General features: G+C 55.7%; 18 protein-coding genes, 3 tRNA genes, 2 rRNA genes and 1 pseudogene. 6 read left to right on the top strand and 18 right to left on the bottom strand.

Features of this window, described 5'->3' with window-relative positions; all coding sequences use genetic code 11:
* Positions 1-202: 202 nt before the first annotated feature.
* Positions 203-1,303, bottom strand: a complete 1,101-nt coding sequence (gene ychF, locus RIN49_RS27015; RefSeq protein ID WP_309123219.1) for a redox-regulated ATPase YchF — start codon at positions 1,301-1,303, stop codon at positions 203-205.
* A 242-nt stretch (positions 1,304-1,545) separates the two neighbouring features.
* Between ychF and tadA the strand changes: the two are divergent.
* The 4 genes and pseudogenes from tadA to RIN49_RS26995 all read left to right on the top strand — a co-directional run.
* Positions 1,546-2,025 (top strand): annotated as a pseudogene (gene tadA, locus RIN49_RS27010) (tRNA adenosine(34) deaminase TadA); the annotation flags it as partial.
* A 54-nt stretch (positions 2,026-2,079) separates the two neighbouring features.
* The gene (locus RIN49_RS27005) at positions 2,080-2,493 is read left to right on the top strand and encodes a GNAT family N-acetyltransferase (RefSeq protein WP_309123240.1); all 414 of its coding nucleotides are present in this window, start codon (positions 2,080-2,082) and stop codon (positions 2,491-2,493) included.
* Between the two features lie 45 nt (positions 2,494-2,538).
* Positions 2,539-2,616, top strand: a tRNA-Arg gene (locus RIN49_RS27000).
* 72 nt (positions 2,617-2,688) lie between these two features.
* Positions 2,689-2,765, top strand: a tRNA-Pro gene (locus tag RIN49_RS26995).
* A 65-nt stretch (positions 2,766-2,830) separates the two neighbouring features.
* Here the strand turns inward: RIN49_RS26995 and RIN49_RS26990 are convergent.
* Positions 2,831-3,322, bottom strand: coding sequence for a hypothetical protein (locus tag RIN49_RS26990; protein WP_309123218.1), 492 nt, complete (start codon positions 3,320-3,322; stop codon positions 2,831-2,833).
* Positions 3,323-3,442: 120 nt separating this feature from the next.
* Between RIN49_RS26990 and RIN49_RS26985 the strand changes: the two genes are divergently transcribed.
* Positions 3,443-4,066: a TraX family protein gene (locus tag RIN49_RS26985; protein WP_309123217.1), complete on the top strand. Its 624-nt coding sequence runs from the start codon at positions 3,443-3,445 to the stop codon at positions 4,064-4,066.
* On the opposite strand, the gene RIN49_RS26980 is transcribed toward RIN49_RS26985, so the two are convergent.
* The 4 genes from RIN49_RS26980 to RIN49_RS26965 all read right to left on the bottom strand — a co-directional run bounded on the left by RIN49_RS26980 (position 4,047) and on the right by RIN49_RS26965 (position 6,127).
* Complete coding sequence (locus RIN49_RS26980) at positions 4,047-4,640, bottom strand: CPBP family intramembrane glutamic endopeptidase (protein ID WP_309123216.1); 594 nt, start codon at positions 4,638-4,640, stop codon at positions 4,047-4,049. The two genes, RIN49_RS26985 and RIN49_RS26980, sit on opposite strands and share 20 nt — an antisense overlap.
* A gap of 94 nt (positions 4,641-4,734) precedes the next feature.
* A complete protein-coding gene (locus tag RIN49_RS26975; protein ID WP_309123215.1) occupies positions 4,735-4,863 on the bottom strand; it encodes a cyclic lactone autoinducer peptide in 129 nt (42 codons plus the stop codon).
* Positions 4,860-5,414, bottom strand: a complete 555-nt coding sequence (locus RIN49_RS26970) for an accessory gene regulator B family protein (protein ID WP_309123214.1) — start codon at positions 5,412-5,414, stop codon at positions 4,860-4,862. Before RIN49_RS26970 ends, RIN49_RS26975 begins: the two co-directional genes overlap by 4 nt.
* Positions 5,411-6,127 (bottom strand): hypothetical protein, encoded by a 717-nt coding sequence (locus tag RIN49_RS26965; protein ID WP_309123213.1) that lies wholly within the window; start codon positions 6,125-6,127, stop codon positions 5,411-5,413. Before RIN49_RS26965 ends, RIN49_RS26970 begins: the two co-directional genes overlap by 4 nt.
* A gap of 301 nt (positions 6,128-6,428) precedes the next feature.
* Here RIN49_RS26965 and RIN49_RS26960 point away from each other — a divergent pair, with 301 nt between their 5' ends.
* Positions 6,429-7,127 (top strand): hypothetical protein, encoded by a 699-nt coding sequence (locus RIN49_RS26960; protein ID WP_309123212.1) that lies wholly within the window; start codon positions 6,429-6,431, stop codon positions 7,125-7,127.
* A 52-nt stretch (positions 7,128-7,179) separates the two neighbouring features.
* Here the strand turns inward: RIN49_RS26960 and RIN49_RS26955 are convergent, their stop codons facing one another.
* The 12 genes from RIN49_RS26955 to RIN49_RS26900 form a co-directional block, all read right to left on the bottom strand.
* On the bottom strand, positions 7,180-7,344 hold the full coding sequence (locus RIN49_RS26955) for a small acid-soluble spore protein P (protein WP_309123211.1): 165 nt from the start codon (positions 7,342-7,344) through the stop codon (positions 7,180-7,182).
* 6 nt (positions 7,345-7,350) lie between these two features.
* Positions 7,351-7,542, bottom strand: coding sequence for a hypothetical protein (locus tag RIN49_RS26950; protein ID WP_309123210.1), 192 nt, complete (start codon positions 7,540-7,542; stop codon positions 7,351-7,353).
* A complete protein-coding gene (locus tag RIN49_RS26945) occupies positions 7,539-7,886 on the bottom strand; it encodes a hypothetical protein (protein WP_309123209.1) in 348 nt (115 codons plus the stop codon). The genes RIN49_RS26950 and RIN49_RS26945 overlap by 4 nt, the downstream gene beginning before the upstream one ends.
* Positions 7,887-8,005: 119 nt before the next feature.
* A tRNA-Ser gene (locus tag RIN49_RS26940) sits at positions 8,006-8,095 on the bottom strand.
* A gap of 46 nt (positions 8,096-8,141) precedes the next feature.
* Complete coding sequence (serS, locus tag RIN49_RS26935) at positions 8,142-9,425, bottom strand: serine--tRNA ligase (protein WP_309123208.1); 1,284 nt, start codon at positions 9,423-9,425, stop codon at positions 8,142-8,144.
* Between the two features lie 32 nt (positions 9,426-9,457).
* Positions 9,458-10,033, bottom strand: coding sequence for a pyridoxal 5'-phosphate synthase glutaminase subunit PdxT (gene pdxT, locus RIN49_RS26930; protein WP_309123207.1), 576 nt, complete (start codon positions 10,031-10,033; stop codon positions 9,458-9,460).
* Positions 10,034-10,082: 49 nt separating this feature from the next.
* Positions 10,083-10,967, bottom strand: a complete 885-nt coding sequence (gene pdxS, locus RIN49_RS26925; RefSeq protein WP_309123206.1) for a pyridoxal 5'-phosphate synthase lyase subunit PdxS — start codon at positions 10,965-10,967, stop codon at positions 10,083-10,085.
* A gap of 85 nt (positions 10,968-11,052) precedes the next feature.
* Positions 11,053-12,357, bottom strand: a complete 1,305-nt coding sequence (locus RIN49_RS26920) for a D-alanyl-D-alanine carboxypeptidase family protein (protein ID WP_309123205.1) — start codon at positions 12,355-12,357, stop codon at positions 11,053-11,055.
* A 129-nt stretch (positions 12,358-12,486) separates the two neighbouring features.
* The gene (gene guaB / locus RIN49_RS26915) at positions 12,487-13,947 is read right to left on the bottom strand and encodes an IMP dehydrogenase (protein ID WP_309123204.1); all 1,461 of its coding nucleotides are present in this window, start codon (positions 13,945-13,947) and stop codon (positions 12,487-12,489) included.
* A gap of 66 nt (positions 13,948-14,013) precedes the next feature.
* On the bottom strand, positions 14,014-15,294 hold the full coding sequence (locus RIN49_RS26910; RefSeq protein WP_309123203.1) for a putative glycoside hydrolase: 1,281 nt from the start codon (positions 15,292-15,294) through the stop codon (positions 14,014-14,016).
* Between the two features lie 133 nt (positions 15,295-15,427).
* A 5S ribosomal RNA gene (gene rrf, locus RIN49_RS26905) occupies positions 15,428-15,544 on the bottom strand.
* A 100-nt stretch (positions 15,545-15,644) separates the two neighbouring features.
* Positions 15,645-15,751, bottom strand: a 23S ribosomal RNA gene (locus RIN49_RS26900); the annotation flags it as partial.

The following is a 15,751-nucleotide window of genomic DNA, read 5'->3' as shown; positions in this document are numbered from 1 at the left end:
TGTTCATCCTTTTAGTATATGGTTCCCCAAAATCGGATGTCAATTTACAATTGAGCAAGGATCGACGGATTCGTCGTCCTCTTTATGGAAGGAACCGTATATCTAGCCGATTGGGTTGTTATTTCCGCGGGAGATACGTACTGAATCGTGGAAAAAGGAGCGCCCCCGCCCGACGGCGAAGCACGCTCCCGTAAGAAACCGCTTATACGTTAAACCGGAAATGCATGACGTCCCCGTCGTTGACGACGTATTCCTTGCCTTCGAGACGAAGCTGGCCCCGTTCCTTCGCGCCGTTCATCGAACCGGCCGCGACGAGGTCGTCGTACGCCACGACTTCGGCGCGAATGAAGCCGCGCTCGAAGTCGGTGTGGATGACGCCCGCCGCTTGAGGCGCCTTCGTCCCCTTGCGGATCGTCCATGCCCGAACCTCTTGCACGCCGGCCGTGAAGTACGTATACAAACCAAGCAGCTTATATGCAGCCTGAATGAGCCGGTCCAATCCGGACTCCTGCAGCCCCAGCTCCTCGAGGAACATCGCCTTGTCGTCGCCTTCGAGCTCCGCGATTTCGGATTCGACCTTCGCGCTGATCGGCACGACCTCATTGCCTTCCGACGCCGCGAATTCCCGCACTTTCTGAACGTACGGATTGCCTTCCGAGTTCGCCGCCTCCGACTCGCTCACGTTGGCCGCGTACAGCACCGGCTTCATCGTGATCAAATGAAGGTCCCGAACGAGCAGGCGGTCTTCGTCCGTCATCTCCATGCTCCGGGCCGGTTTGTCGTTGTACAATGTCTCCTTCAACCGTTCGAGCAGGTCCACCTCGGCGAGCACCTTCTTGTCCCCGCCCTTCATGTTTTTCCGGGAACGCTCCAGCCGCTTCTCCACCGATTCGATGTCGGCCAGGATCAACTCGAGATTGATCGTCTCGATGTCGCTGATCGGGTTCACCCCGCCCGAGACGTGCGTAATGTTCTCGTCCACGAAGCAGCGGACGACGTGTACGATCGCGTCCACCTCGCGAATGTGAGCCAAGAACTTGTTCCCGAGGCCTTCGCCCTTGCTCGCGCCCTTCACGAGACCCGCGATATCGACGAACTCGAACGCCGTCGGCACGATCCGCTCCGGATGCACAATCTCGGCCAGCTTGCCGAGCCGCGGATCCGGCACCTCGACGACCCCTACGTTCGGATCGATCGTACAAAATGGGTAATTCGCGGACTCCGCGCCCGCCTGCGTGATCGCGTTAAACAACGTGGATTTCCCTACGTTCGGCAACCCGACGATTCCTGCTTTCAATGCCATCTATCGTAACAACTCCTATCTTTATGATCCGATTCCGTATGATCCCGTCAGTCGCTTATCATTCTATAGAAATGTACTGACATGGCAAGAAGAGCTTCCTGTGGATCGAAGAAGCTTTTCTTATTATATAGTATAATACCAACAAGTCCACAAGCGAGTTGAGTTATCCACAATTTTATACACAGCATGTGCACAAAGAATATTTGTTCGCGTAATTTATCCACAATCGGAGGAATTTACATATGGAAAACGCATCGCCATCGTCGTCCCAAGACCAACGGTGGATGGAAGAAGCGATCGCGGAAGCCCGCAAGGCCGAGCTTCTCGCGGAAGTGCCGATCGGCGCCGTGATCGTTAAGAACGGCGTCGTCATCGGCCGAGGACATAACTTGCGGGAAACCGGCCGCGATCCGACCGCGCACGCCGAGATGATCGCGATCAAAGAAGCCAGCGAAACGTTGGACGCCTGGCGGCTCACCGACTGCGACCTATACGTCACGCTGGAGCCGTGTCCGATGTGCGCCGGCGCGATTCTGCAATCGCGCCTTCGGCGCGTCGTCTACGGCGCGCCCGACCCGAAGGCCGGCTGCTGCGGCACGCTTATGAACTTGCTGCAGGACGACCGGTTCAACCATGTTACCGAGGTGACGTCCGGCGTGCTCCAAGCGGAGTGCGGCGCCATGCTGAGCGACTTCTTCCGGCGGCTGCGGAAGAAGTCGAAAGACGGCTTCGAATGCCGGCCGTTCGATATCGCCGATCCGGCGAACGCGCGGGCGGTGCATGATTTGCAGCAGGCGTCTTACCCGGTCGAAGCCAGACTCATCGGGCTCGATACGATTCCTCCGCTGCTGGACACGCCCGAGACGCTCGCCGCCTGCGGCGAATCGTTCGTCGGCTGCTTCGAGGCCGACGACCGCCTTGTCGGGGCGATTTCGTATAAGCGGATCGACGGCGGCGAGACGCTGGACGTTCACCGCATGATGGTGCATCCGGACCGGTTCCGCCTCGGCATCGCTTCGAAGCTGCTTTCATCCGTCCTGAACCTGCCCGGTCTTCGCAAGGCGGTCGTCTCGACCGGGACCGCGAACGCGCCCGCCGTAAGCTTGTATGAGAGGTACGGTTTTCAACCGACAGGCGTCATAGAAATCGCGCCGGACATTACGATCACCCAATTCGTGAGGACGTTCTGACGCCTTGCCTGACAAGCCTCGTACGTGATATTATAATTCCACTGCGCGCCCGTAGCTCAGCCGGATAGAGCGATAGTTTCCTAAACTATGCGTCGGGGGTTCGAGTCCCCCCGTGGCGCGCCACCATTTTCCACTTGCATCCGGTATAGATTCGTGCTAAATTAGTACATGTCGTCGCTTATGCGACGCTAACGTCGAGACGTGGCTCAGCTTGGTAGAGCGCTTGCTTCGGGAGCAAGAGGTCGCAGGTTCGAATCCTGTCGTCTCGACCATCCATATCACAAATCAAACCGTCCGTCCGGCCTTCGCCGAACGAGACGGTTTTCCTTTTTCCAACCTATGAGCTTTTCGCTTGTCTCGCGCTTTCGACCCACTGGCGCAGCGTCTCGTTCAGCTTCTGTTCGGACGCGAGCAGCTTCGGCAGCACGGCCTTGATCGCCTTCGCGTCTTCCTTTTGGACGGCCTGCGTGAACTGCTCGACCAACGCCATATGCTCCTTCATGGCTTCGCCCTTCTCCTCCGCCATGCGCTCCATCTTCGCCTTCGCGTCTTCTCGCTTCCACTTGCCGGCTTTCTTCAGCTCTTGAAGTTCGTCCATTAGCGCGACGCGCTCCGCCATCGTCTGCTTCCACGCCGCCGCCGTCTCCGGAGCGTACTTCTCCGCGAGCAGCTGCATATACATCGCTTGGTGCGAAGGGGCCGCCATGACGTGCGTTGAAGGCCGCCGGTGATGATGCGCCTTCCCGTCTTCGCGGTGCTCCGCCGCGGCGGTTCCCGCCCCTGATACGGCGACCGCGATCGCGATCGTAATCGGTACGAACCAACGCATGGTTATTTCCTCCTGTCGGTCTTGAATTTCGGACAGAAGTATCGTTCTCTTTTCCATGGCAAATTATGTAGACGGGCCGTGTTATAATGGGGGGAGTTTATCGAGAGGGGTTTCTTTGTCATGCAATGGATCGCGATGCTTACGATGTTGATCGACCATATCGGTCTCGTCTGGTTCCCCGATTCGCCGATGTGGCGGATCGTAGGGCGAATCGCGTTCCCGGTTTATACGTATTTGATCGCCTTCGGACTCACGCGTGCGCGAAGCGTTCCGAAATATCTTCTACGTCTCGGAGGGCTCGCCGTCCTCTCGCAAGCTCCGTTCTCCCTGTTGTTCGATACGTGGACGATCAACGTCATCGGTACGTTCTTCGTGTCCGCCGCGGCCGTCTACGGGATGGAGCGAATTAAAGGCAACCCGGTCGGCTATTTGTTTCCGATCGGCGCCGCATTGCTCTTGGAAGCCGTCGCGTTCGATTACGGAGCGTACGGCTTGCTGCTCTTGTTGATTTTCCGATACACGACGCGCCACGCGACGCTGCTATTGCACTTCGGACTGAACATCCTTTATGTTTTGTTATTTCAAGCTCCCTTGCAGGTGTTTAGCATCGTCCCGACGCTCGCCATCGCGTATGCGCCGTCCGTCTTCGCGACTGCCGCTTACCGGGCGCCGAGCTGGCTGTGGCGGTCGTTTTACCCGGTGCACTTGGCCTTCCTTTTCATTCTTACATTTGTAAAATTCTAACGACAAAATAAATGGCATTGAATATCGTGTGAGCAGCGATGACGACGCCTAAATTTCCCGACTTCTTGTAAGCATAACACCAAACCATCCCAAGAAAGAAATAACCTAGATGCGCAGCATAATTATAATGCGATACGGCAAACAACAAGGAGCTGATCGCGGCTGCCCCCCAAAATCCGATCCGTCGATCCAAATTTGAAAATATGATTTTCCGGTAGACTACTTCTTCCAGAATCGCTGAAAAGAACGTAGAGCTAATCAGTACGACTGTAGTAATTTGTAAGCCGATGTCCGGCTCCGGGATTCGAAAACCGTATTCGATAATTACGATTCCGATGGCTTGGGCGATTAATCCGTGCGTCAGCGCGATAAAGATGTTGTAAAGTTGGTTCGAACGAGTTAGGTCTACCCATTGATACGATCTGATCTGCCGTCGATACAAGAACAAAATGGCGAGAATAATCACTGTAGGCGGTACTAATAAAGTGATTTGCGAAGGAAATCCGAACTGCACCCCGACCATACAAGCAGTCATCGCAAGAATGATCCATTGATTTCGTGAGCTAACTTCCATAACGCCTCTTCCCCTCTAGAGAACGACAAAGATCACGATACATAGAGTCTCGTGATCTTAATCTAAGTATTGATTTGTTGTACCGACCTATGCATTATTGTTTGCGCTGCAGTTCAGCCGGAACCTCTGGACGATAGAAGTACGAGACACTTGCACTGGTCATTACTACAGTTGCAATTGCTGCCAAGACGGCATTCGCCATAATTGCAATGCGGGTTTTCATTTCAGTTCACCTCCTTTCAATAAGGCCGCTCCTTTATACGCCGGAGGGGTTAAGGATAGTGCCTGTGCGAGAAAGGCTAAAGACAATATGGGAGACGCAATCCAAAAGTTCGCCGTGACAATCATAAGTGCAATCAACTTAAAATGAATGGTGTACTTCGGCCCCAACTTATTCAAATGCATGATATCCTTCGTAGGTGCATACCAAGCAACGAGGGCGACTGCAACAAGATTTAAGTAAAACCCCACGTCGTTGTACGGAATGGGCAAGTGCAAAAGGACGATAAACAACCCGATGGATACAGTGTTACAATGCTTCGAGGTATGCAGATGCATCCCCCCGCTAAAGAACCTAAGCAGCACGTAGGAGAAAAGCATCGCGGCCGCTTCGCCTAACCGACCTGTGAATGCGGCAACGACTAGTACGGTAAAGGTGACAAGCACTGTGTTCAGGACAATGATCGTTGAAAACACTAAGACTTCCATTGAGGCGGCTTGTTCGTTATTCTCCCGAATGAATTTCGCGATTCCGTTCGAAAGTTTTGCGATCACCGGTTTTTCCCCCGTAACGAGCTGAATCTCTCATCTATTTCCTTCATATTCAGTTTGTAAGTAATGTATAGTCCAATCAGGGAAATGGCGGCAACGGCGGCAAGAACGATGATCATATAATGGTTCATGTCGTTCGACTGAAAACTAATGATTCCGAATTGAACAAGGCTGACAGCGCAGATGAACAAAATAGCGATAAAAATGTCTTTCAATTGAATGCTTCGCTTTTGGATGCGGAAACGATTCATAATAAACATGAAACCTAATCGTTTTTTCTCGATTCCATACACGACCAGCATATTTACAAGGAATATCGCAAACGTAGTGGAATTGCGTAATAAAGAGTTAGTTTGCAGTTGTTCGATCGTAAATATACCGGTACCGGTTATTACAAGAATGATGAGCGTTTGGATAAAAGTATTTACCAAATACCCGGTGCCCCAAATTAATGAGGAGTACAGCAGAGGGATCCGCAATAAGAACGTCGACAGAATGATTGCCGTGCCTGCGATCATTAAAGCGTAGTAGTCTCTGTTAAGCAACACATAGTCGTGAATTAACATGACGGCAATGAAAAAAAATTGAATCGCGATTAATCGTTTCCAATAAAGCTGAATAGGAATTCTATAAATCGATAGGGATAACAGTGTAAAACTTGCAAAATCTAATATAGAAAAGAAGATCCCGGTTAAAAATTGTAGGTCCAAGCTCATGCTTTTGTCACCACTTTAATAGAGTCATAGTCTCAATGTACATCAAATTCCCATTCTTGTCGAACACTAATTTCAGCCTATTTTCATGATTTGTTATATTCCCCCAGTGAACGAAAAAAATATAGGAACTATCTAGGTTGTAAACGCTTTATTCACATTAATTTACCATCGTTCAAAGATCGAATGTTTACAATCGACATCCCCCGAAAGTCCCTCGCCGGAAACGTCCGATTCCCCCGTCGTTTGAAACAATAAACTCGCTCGTTTCGTCAATACTAGTAACGAAGGAGGTCGATCAAGCATGAATCGCGTTTATGTAAAGAAGGGCGGATTATTGTTAGCCGCCGCGTTGATCGCTGTGCTCGCCGCATGCTCCGGCGGCGGCGCGAAGGAGGAAGCTGTCGATCCGCCGGTCGCGGACGGCGCGACGCAAGGCGAAGCGGAGACGCCGGCCGCTCCGGAGCAGCCCGCCAACGAGCAGACGCCGCCGGCGGAAGCGCCGGTCGCGGACGCCAAGGAACTGCCGGAGCGGACCGAGCTGAACGTCACTGTCGAGGGCATGACGGAGGCGGTCCCCGCTTCGCTGACGGAGAGCGAATTGGGGTACGTCTTTTATTTGATGGAGGGCTTCGAATTTACGCCGGAAGAACCCGGGAAGGATATGGTGTTCCATAAGGAGTTCCCGGAATTCTTCCTTCGCATCGAGCCGCTCCCGGAAGATACCGACCTGACGGCGCTTCGATCGTCCGCGGAAGACGCCCTGAAAGCCGTAGGAGACAACGTCGCGGACATGAAGGAGACGTTCTTCGACGAGGACATTCGGGTGAAGGCCGCATTTATTTTGCATGCGAGCGGCGCTTCCGGCTCGGTGAATATGATCGCGATGGAGATCGACGACAAGCTGTTCCGCTTTACGTTGAACTTTCCGAACTCGGAGGCGGCGGAAGGCGTGTCTCCGCGCTTCTACCCGATGATTCGTTCCATCGTCGTGCCGAAATAACGCCCCGTACGATCGAAAGCGGGCCGTCCTCTAAGGACGGCCCGCTTCGTCGTTACGATCCTTCTCCGTGATTTTTTCGGGAGTGCTGCATGTTTTTCACTTTCTTCGAGCCGGACAGCGGTTCTACCGGATGCGCCGGATCCTTCCGATGGCGCGCCGGGTTCTCGTGGTCTTGCCCGATGTGAGGATCGATCGTGAATGTGCCTCGCTTGCTCATGGCGCTTCAGCTCTCCCCTGCTTGATGGTTTTGTTCGGCCTCGTGCCGCTGCGAAGCGACGTTCAGCCGGTCTTGGTGACGACGGTCGTTCTTATCCTGATTTCGTTGTTGGTTTTCGAGCGCCGGCAAATCGGGCGCGTCCAGCGCGTTCACGACATTGGTGAGGTTCTTGTCCCAACCGTTCTTCGCCTTCGTCATGCGTTCGTCAGCCCCTTCAGTCGTTGCGCGCATTCGTGGATATGGCGAACGTAGTCTTCGATCAACGATTGAATGATCTCGCGGGTTTCGTCGGCCTGGTCGTGGCCGCGCTCGGCGTCCACGATTTCGACCTTCACTTCGCGAGAATCCACATACGTGCACTTAAAATCGAATGAATACATACTGCGCCCCGCCGTATCGATATGAATGCGAAGCACGTTGGCGTCGCGTTCGTCGGCGACGACCGTCGCCTTGTCGGACGCGTTCAGCAGCACCGGCAGCGTCTCGTTCCACGCTCGGGCGAGCTCCTGCGGATTCACGGTCAGAATGTCCGTCTTGGTCATGGTGACACACCTCCGTTTGTTAAGATTCGATTTCCGGAGGGGAAATATGCGCGCGGTCCTTTGCCATAAAAATAAAAAGAGAGCGGTCGCCCGCTCCCTTCATCGTCTTATGTAGGTTATGGCAGAGAGGGTGGGATTCGAACCCACGGTAGCCTCACGACTACGGCGGTTTTCAAGACCGCTGCCTTAAACCACTCGACCACCTCTCCGCGATAAACAGCATTGTATCACACTTCGCCTAGTCGCTACAATGCCTTACTTCTTGGCAATAACCGTCGCTCCGCCCATATATGGCACCAGCGCTTCCGGAATGACGACGCTGCCGTCTTCCTGCTGATAATTTTCCAAGATCGCGGCGATCGTCCGATCGATCGCGAGGCCCGACCCGTTGAGCGTGTGCACGAATTCAGGTTTGGACTTGGCATCTCGGCGGAACCGAATTTGCGCGCGCCGCGCCTGGAAGTCTTCGGTGTTGCTGCAAGACGAGATTTCGCGGTACATGCCCGCGCTCGGCAGCCATACCTCGAGGTCGTACGTCTTGGCCGCGGTGAAGCCGATATCGCCCGTGCAGAGCGCCAGAACGCGGTATGGCAGCCCGAGACGCTGCAGCACCTTCTCCGCGTTCGCCGTCATCGCCTCTAACTCCTCGTACGAGCTTTCCGGCGTCGTCACCTTGATGAGCTCGACCTTATGGAACTGGTGCAGCCGAATGAGGCCGCGCGTATCGCGTCCCGCCGATCCCGCTTCCGAACGGAAGCAAGCGCTGTAGGCGGTGTAATACTTCGGCAAGTCGGCGGCATTCAAGATTTCTTCGCGGTGGAAGTTCGTGACCGGCACTTCCGCCGTCGGCACCAAGAAGTAATCGAGTCCTTCCAGCTTGAATACGTCCTCCGCGAACTTCGGAAGCTGCCCCGTCCCGCGCAGACTGTCGCTGTTCACGATCATCGGCGGCGTCAGCTCTTCGTAGCCGTGTTCGCCCGTATGCAGGTCGAGCATGAAGTTGATCAACGCCCGCTCCAGACGAGCCCCAAGACCCTTATAGAAAACGAACCGCGACCCCGTCACCTTGCTCGCCGCTTCCGTATCGACGATGCCGAGCGCGGCGGCGACATCCCAGTGCGGCCTCGGCTCGAAATCGAAGCTTCGCGGCTCGAGGATGCGGCGCACCTCCACGTTGTCTTCTTCGGAAGACCCGACCGGTACGCTCTCGTGGGTCACGTTCGGAATCGACATCAGAATCGCATCGAGCTGCTCCTCGACGATTCTAGTCTCGTCGTCCAGCGCCTTGATCCGATCGGATACGTCTCTCATCTCGAGGATCAATTCTTCGGCGTCTTCTCCCGCTTTCTTCTTCCGCGCGACTTCCTGCGATACCGTGTTCCGGCGGTTCTTCAGCGACTCGCTCTCTTGGAGCAGCTCCCGACGGCGGGCGTCGACCGACGTGAACGCTTCGAGCTCGGGCAGCGCCTTGCCGCCGCGCGCGATCAGCGCTTGCTTCACGCGCTCATAATCGTTGCGAAGCAACTTCATATCTAACACAACTACAACCTCCTCAGACGGCTACGAGAAACTTAAGCGCTGTATTGCCGAATCATTTCCGTAAAATACGCATGCATGCTGTTGTCGTCCGTCAGCTCCGGATGGAACGACGCTCCGAGCAGATGTTCTTGCCGCACCGCGACGATGCCGTCCCTGTACGTCGCCAGGACGTCCACCGCGGCCCCGGCGCTCTCGATGATCGGCGCTCGGATGAACACCGCGCGAACCGGACGGTCCCAGTCCTTCATGGCCAGATCGATCTCGAAGCTCTCCCGCTGACGGCCGAAAGCGTTGCGCGCCACGGTGATGTCCATGAGACCGAGGTGCGCGCTCTCCTCGCCGGAGATGCGCTCCGCCAGCACGATGAGGCCAGCGCACGTGCCGAAGATCGGCTTCTTCTTCGCGGAGAAGTCCCGGATCGCGTCCAAGAATCCGTATGTCCGCATCAGCTTGCCGATCGTCGTGCTCTCCCCGCCGGGGATGATCAAGCCGTCCAGCTCGTCCAGCTGCTCCGTCCGCTTCACGACGACGCCCTTCGCTCCGCAGCTTTCAATACTTCTTATATGCTCCGCTACCGCGCCCTGCAGCGCCAGTACTCCGACGTTCATCGGCGCTCCCCTCGCTATCCGTGTTCTAATATAGAAAAAGCGGGGAGTTTTACCAACCCCGCTCCTGCATTCTTTGATTCGATTCCAGCTTCGAAATTTCGATACCCTTCATCGGCGTACCCAAGTTTTTGGACAACTCGGCGATCAAGCCGTAGTCCGTGTAATGCGTCGTCGCTTCGACGATCGCCTTCGCGAACTTCTCCGGATTGTCGGACTTGAAGATGCCGGACCCGACGAAGACGCCGTCCGCGCCGAGGTGCATCATGAGCGCCGCATCCGCCGGCGTCGCCACGCCGCCCGCCGCGAAGTTGACCACCGGCAGCTTGCCGTTCTCGTTCACGTAGAGGATCAGGTCGTACGGAGCGCCGAGGTTTTTCGCTTCGGCCATGAGTTCGTCCTTCGACATGCTCTGTACCTTGCGAATTTGCGCTTGGATCATCCGCATATGCCGAACCGCTTCGACGATGTTGCCCGTTCCCGGTTCGCCCTTCGTCCGCAGCATCGATGCGCCTTCGCCGATGCGGCGAAGCGCCTCGCCCAAGTCGCGGGCGCCGCACACGAACGGTACGGTGAAGTCGTTCTTATTGATGTGATATACCTCGTCGGCCGGCGTCAATACTTCGCTCTCGTCGATATAGTCGACGCCGAGCGCCTCGAGGATCTTCGCTTCGACGAAGTGGCCGATCCGCGCTTTCGCCATGACCGGAATGGAGACGACTTTGGTCACTTCCTCTACGATCGTCGGGTCCGCCATCCGAGCGACGCCGCCCGCGGCGCGAATGTCCGCCGGAACCCGCTCGAGCGCCATAACCGCCGATGCGCCGGCCGCTTCCGCGATCTTCGCTTGCTCCGCATTCATGACGTCCATGATGACGCCGCCTTTTTGCATTTCAGCCATACCCCGCTTAACGCGAGAAGTTCCCGTTTGCACCATTTCCTTGCCCTCCGCTTCATGTCCGAAACAATGATTACTGAAACTATATTTTACACATTCCGTCAAGGCTTAGCAACAATGGGTCTTATTTAAAAAGACCCACGATGCCCCCGAACAAGCCTGAGAAGAATCCGCCGATGCCTCGCATCAGCATGCGGAACCAGCCCGCCTTCTCGACGTCCTCCGTAACGATGAGCGGCACCTCCATCGTACGGTCCCCATAGACGACCTTCACCGTGCCTACCTGATCCTCCGCCTTCAGCGGCGCCTTCAATTGATCCTCCGGGTACACGTTCGCCGTCAATTGCGGCGTCGCCTGTTCCGTCTTGCCCACGATCAGCTCGATCCCTTGACCGATGACGACCGGCACCTCTTGATTCAATGCGTTCGGAATGTGTACGGTCTTCAGATCCGGCAGTTCCGTCTTCGCGGACAGAATCGTGCGCTTCTCGAAGCTGTTGAAGCCGTAATCGAGCAGCTTGCGCGTCTCGTTGAACCGCGCTTTCTCGGATTCGGCGCCCATGACGACGCTGATCAGCCGCATACCGTTTTGCTCTGCCGTCCCCGTGAAGCAATAACCGGCATCGGACGTGTGGCCCGTCTTCAAGCCGTCCAACCCATCATAAGCATAGGATCTAAAATTCGGGTTGTCTTTATTCCCCTCGACCATCCAGTTCCAGTTGACCATCGGCTTCGCATCCGCCTCGTTAAACTTCAGCGTCGGAATCTTCGTAAATTCCAACACCTCCGGATGCTCAAGGACGATCGCTTGCGCCAGCTTCGCCGCGTCCAACGCCGTTAACAGCGTCTCGCCTTCCAACGTGGTCGGCGCATATTTCCCCATATCCCTGCGTGACAAACCGGTGGAATTAATGAAATAAGTGCCGGACGATAAGCCTAGCTTTTTCGCCGTTTCGTTCATCATCTTCGCGAACTGCTCTTCCGTGCCGCCGATATGATCGGCGAACGCGACCGCCGCGTCGTTCCCCGAGTAAATCGACAGCAGCTCGAACACTTTCTTAGCCGGATAGGAGACGCCTTCGGCCATCTGCTGCCCGGAGCCGATCGCGTCCGCGGCATGCTCCGTCGTGAAGATCATGTCTTCCCATGTCATGCGGCCGGCCTCGATTTCTTCCATGACTAAGTACTCGGTCATCATCTTCGTCATACTGGCCGGTTGATAGGGCTCGTTCTCGTTTTCCGCGTACAAGATTTGCCCGGTTTCCGCATCCATCAACACCGCCGCGTTCACGTTCAGCCCGAGATCGACTTGTTCCGCGGCCTTCGCGTTATGTAGGAAGGGAGAGAACGTCTGAGCTAGTATCGCACATGATAGAATCACAGCCGCTCGGCCGAAACGTTTGCGCTTGGTCACCATCACTTCATTCATTCCCCTTTACCCGTCTTAATAGAATTCCATTACCTTATTGTATCATAGGATCCGAGACGACCAAAGCGACGAAAGCCCGAAGGGTTATAATGGAAAAAGGGCGAGGCCGAAGCCCCGCCCGATCGCCGATTAAAACGAGTAGTTCGGCGCTTCCTTCGTGATTTGCACGTCGTGCGGGTGGCTCTCGCGAAGGCCCGCGCCTGTAATTCTGACGAATTGCGTGTCGAGACGAAGCTCGTCGATCGTCTTCGTGCCGCAGTAGCCCATGCCGGATCGAAGTCCGCCCACCAACTGGTGGATCGTATCCTTCAGCGGCCCCTTATACGGAACGCGACCTTCGATCCCTTCCGGTACGAGCTTGCTTTCGTTCTCCTGGAAGTACCGATCCTTGCTGCCTTCTTTCATCGCGCCGATCGATCCCATGCCCCGGTACACCTTGAACCGACGACCTTGGAAAATTTCCGACTCGCCCGGGCTCTCTTCCGTTCCCGCGAACAGCGAACCGATCATGACCGCGCTCGCGCCGGCCGCGATCGCCTTCGTCACGTCGCCGGAGTACTTGATCCCGCCGTCGGCGATGATCGGTACGTTGTACTCCCGCGCCGCGTTCGCGCAATCGTAGATCGCCGTCACCTGCGGTACGCCGATGCCGGCGATGATCCGCGTCGTGCAGATCGAACCCGGCCCGATGCCGACCTTCACGACCGAAGCGCCGGCTTCGATCAACTCGCGCGTCGCTTCCGCCGTTGCCACGTTGCCTGCGATGATGAGCAGCTTCGGGTACGCTTGGCGCAGCTTGCGGACGGTCTCGATGATGTTTACGTGCGCACCGTGCGCGGAATCGACGACGAGAACGTCGACCTCCGCCTCCACCAGCGCCGCCGCGCGCTCGAACGTATCCTTGCTGATGCCGACCGCCGCGCCGACGACAAGGCGTCCTTGAGCGTCCTTAGCGGCATGAGGAAATTGGATGGCCTTCTCGATATCCTTGATCGTGATCAGGCCCTTCAGTTGGTACGCGTCGTCGACGAGCGGGAGCTTCTCGATCTTGTGCTTCTGGAGAATCCCCTCCGCTTCTTGCAGCGTCGTGCCGACGGGCGCCGTGACCAGGTTTTCCCGGGTCATCACTTCTCTGATCTTAATGGAGTAGTCGTGCACGAATCGAAGATCGCGATTCGTCAGGATTCCTACCAGCTTATTGGACTCGTCCACGATCGGGACGCCGGAAATCCGGAACTTGCCCATCAATTCCTCGGCGTCGTACACATGATGATCCGGCGTCAACGAGAACGGATTCGTAATGACGCCGCTCTCCGAACGCTTCACCCGATCGACCTCTTCCGCCTGTTGGGCGACGGACATATTTTTATGAATGATGCCGATTCCGCCCTCGCGCGCGATCGCGACCGCCAGCTTGGACTCCGTGACCGTATCCATGCCCGCGCTGAGCAGCGGAATGTTTAATTGCAAGTTCGGGCCCAGCTTCGTCGATACGTCCGCTTCCCGGGGCAACACGTCGGACCGGCGAGGCACGAGCAGCACGTCGTCGAACGTTAGACCTTCTTTTGCAAATTTATTTTCCCAAGTCAAGGGTGACCCTCCTCGATTTTCATTACAGCCAATAGTATCAAAGTCAAATATAAGGGTCAAGGAACGCTAGAACGAGTAGTTGGAGCTAGGATTCCACAAAAGATATTGTCTAATGCCTAATTCCTTCAATGCTTGAATCTGTTCTTGAACTTCGGCTCTCCGATACGTCTGATGCGGCTTCACCCATTTCGCCGTGAAATCCTGCAGCCACGGGCGCAACGCCGCGGCCTGTTCACGGTTGCGCGCTAACGCTTCGTTCCGCGACTTCGCGTCCGCGATCGCTTCCTTCACGATCTTGTAGGGCTTCAAGTCGGGGTGTTGCACGCCGTAGCTCCCCTTCGCGTAATGGGACGGATACACCATCGGCGAAATCGCGTCTACCTCCTGAGCCAGCAGTTCCCACTTCTGACCGATGCCCATGCCGTCTTTCGCCGTCGTCGTTAATCCGAAGACGTCCGCCGACGTAAACCCTCCCGCCTCATGCACGCGCCGCGTAGCCGTCCGAAGAAATCGTTGGATGATCTGGTCCTTCGTTTCGTTGCCGGGGTTGCGGAAGGAAACTTCGCGATCGACCGTTCCGACTTGCTCGGGGAATCTCACGTAGTCGAATTGTACTTCATCGAACCCGGCCGAGATCGCCTCTTCCGCGATTCGGATATTGTATTCCCAAACCTGTTCGTTGTACGGATCGACCCATGAGACCCCTCGCTTATCGCGCCATACGGAACCGTCTTTCCGCTTCATCGCCCATTCGGGTTTCTTAGCGGCTAAGTAAGGGTCTTTGAAGGTGACGATGCGTGCGATTAGATAAGTATCGTTCTTTTTGAGGGGGGTTAGATATGAGGCCAAATCGCCGATCTTCGCGCTGCCGTCCGCGTCGATCTCCTTCACCGCGTCGATCCTCGAGGGATACGTCAATTTGCCGTAGTCGCTCTTAACGTCAATCACCAACGTGTTCAGTTCCGTACCTTTCAGCAGCTTCTCGATTTTCCTCCATCGCTTCCCATGCAGCGCGTGCGGCGATACATAGACCCCCTTGACGTCTGCCCTGCGTTTCTTCTCGGGCAGCACTGCATGCGCTTTCGTCTGCGGGGCTTCGTTCGGCTTGCGCGTTTCGGTCGTCGGTTGGTCGGCGAGTTCCGCTTTCTTTGTTTCGGCGTTCGCCTTGGGCTCTACATTGGGAAGGGGATGCTGTACGCCGCTTCCCCCCGGACGAACGTCCGAACCGATCGATGCCGCGTTCAACGGACGATCCTGCAGCGGATCCGTCGAGGACCCGTTCGCGCATCCGGCCGCAACCAGTGCGAGGAGTAGAAGACAAATCAACCACGGTCGAGATTTTATCATTCCTGACCCACCTCCTGTTGGTTATTATGGAGGCCCCCCGCGATCGGAATACGGCGTAAAGACTGGAATGGTTGCATACGAAAAAAACGCCTCCGGATCGATGGCTCGATCTGAAGGCGTTCTTTGCTTCTCGGCTTGGCGACGTCCTACTCTCCCGGGACCCTGCGGTCCAAGTACCATCGGCGCTGGAAGGCTTAACGTTCGTGTTCGGGATGGGTACGCGTGGTTCCCTTCCGCCATTATCACCAAACCTATTGTGTTGTTTCCGCCAAGAAACAACGAATTGTTGCGTTCAAGGAGTCTTGCCCCCTGAAAACTGGATGCGAAACTTGAGATGTTCATCCGAATATTTGGATAAGTCCTCGACCGATTAGTATTCGTCAGCTCCACGCGTTGCCGCGCTTCCACCCCGAACCTATCAACCACGTCGTCTACATGGGGTCTTCAAGCAGGGAAA

Source organism: Paenibacillus sp., assembly GCF_031177825.1.
Taxonomy (GTDB): Bacteria; Bacillota; Bacilli; order Paenibacillales; family YIM-B00363; genus Paenibacillus_AE.
This window is presented reverse-complemented; position numbering and strand designations above follow the sequence as displayed.